Genomic DNA, 1,583 nt, shown 5'->3' with positions numbered 1-1,583 from the left:
CCGATCGTTTAAGGATCAGTTGACCGATCCGGTGGCTCGTGTAAAAAGGGTTCATGCTCATCATGGACCCTTTTAAATGGAACTTTCACAAGCTCTCGGTATTATCAATCTCACTGCCCCCGATGAAGTTCAAAGCCTCGCTGACCTCCTGTCTCCTGACCTCATTCAGCAAGCTTTTTCTCTCACTGACACCGTCACCCTACGCAAGCGTAAACTCCCCCTCGAGTCCATGGTCTGGCTGGTTATCGGCATGGCCATATTCAACAATAAGCCTATGAGTCATATCGTTAATCTGATGGATATTGTTGACCGAACCGGACGCTCATTCACCGCACCCAGCTCCGTTATTGCCCGCAGAAAAACGTTAGGTGAAGATGCCATCCGGGTTCTGTTTGATATCACTCAGCAACACTGGCATGCAGAGGCAAAACATCCTCTCTGGCACGGACTGACACTCAATGCCGTCGATGGCGTAGTCTGGCATACGCAGGACACGCCTGAAAATGCAGAGGCCTTCGGTAAGGCTTCGAACCAGCACGGCGAACGCGGATATCCTCAGGTCCGCATGGTCTGCCTGATGGAACTGAGCAGTCACCTGTTGCGGGCCAGTGTGATGGACAGTTACGACGTGAACGAGATGCGCCTGGCGGCAAAGCTGGCAGACAGCGCGCCGGATAACAGTATTACGCTGTTCGATAAGGGTTTTTACTCTTTAGGCCTGCTACATGACTGGCATAATGCGGGCGAAAATCGCCACTGGCTGACGCCGCTGAAAAAGAACACGCAGTACGAGGTGGTGTGTAAGCTCGGCAAACAGGACGAGCTGATACGGCTGAAAACGTCACCGCAGGCCAGAAAACAGTGGGAAGGACTGCCGGAAGAAATGACCGTGCGGCTTATCCGCCGGAAGGTCAATGGCGTTGAACGGCAGGTTCTGACGTCAATGACGGATGCGATGCGTTATCCGGCCGCCAGCGTGGCGGAGCTTTATAAGCATCGCTGGGAAATCGAGTTAGGATACCGGGAGGCGAAGCAGTTTTTACTGGGGAACCGGTGGGCGCTGAGAAGCAAACTGCCGGAAATGGTGAGGCAGGAACTGTGGGGTATCCTGCTGAGTTATAACCTTATTCGTTACCAGATGATCAAGATGGCGTTCAGCCTGAAGGGAGATTATCTGCCTTATCAGCTGAGTTTTAGCGGTGCAGTGTCGGAGATATTACGGTTGTTAATCGGGCTGCCGTGGGCATCAGCGGGAGCCATCCCGGGTCATCTGAAGCATTTTTACAGCAACGCAGCGATGCTCAAACTGCCCTCGAGACGTGAGCGTGAATATGTCAGGGAAGTGAGAGAAAAAAGGTCGAAATATCCCTTAAAAAACAATGCCGGTCACCTTAAGTGACCGGCATTACGCCATTTGGCGTCTTTTTTATGAACATCTCAGGCTGTTAATAAATAACTTTATGCCCGTAACTGGCAAGAATATTTTTCACTCTTTCCATGATCTCTTTGGTGGGCGGATTTACGCCATCCAGACCGTATTTCTCACCCATTGCCGTCCATTTATGTTTGCCCAACTCATGGTA

General features: G+C 51.4%; 1 protein-coding gene and 1 pseudogene. One reads left to right on the top strand and one right to left on the bottom strand.

The features are described 5' to 3' along the window. Positions 1-76: 76 nt before the first annotated feature. Positions 77-1,399 carry an IS4-like element IS1271 family transposase gene (locus tag UC14_RS16965; protein ID WP_112198092.1) on the top strand — a complete coding sequence of 441 codons (1,323 nt, stop codon included), beginning with the start codon at positions 77-79 and terminating at the stop codon, positions 1,397-1,399. Positions 1,400-1,445: 46 nt separating this feature from the next. Here the strand turns inward: UC14_RS16965 and pflA are convergent. Further along, positions 1,446-1,583, bottom strand: a pseudogene (pflA, locus tag UC14_RS16960) (pyruvate formate lyase 1-activating protein); the annotation flags it as partial.

The sequence above is a fragment of the Rahnella sp. NRRL B-41462 genome, from assembly GCF_003263525.1.
GTDB classification, from domain to species: Bacteria; Pseudomonadota; Gammaproteobacteria; order Enterobacterales; family Enterobacteriaceae; genus Rahnella; species Rahnella aceris.
The sequence above is the reverse complement of the archived record's forward strand: the minus strand, read 5'-3'. Positions and strand labels throughout refer to the sequence as shown.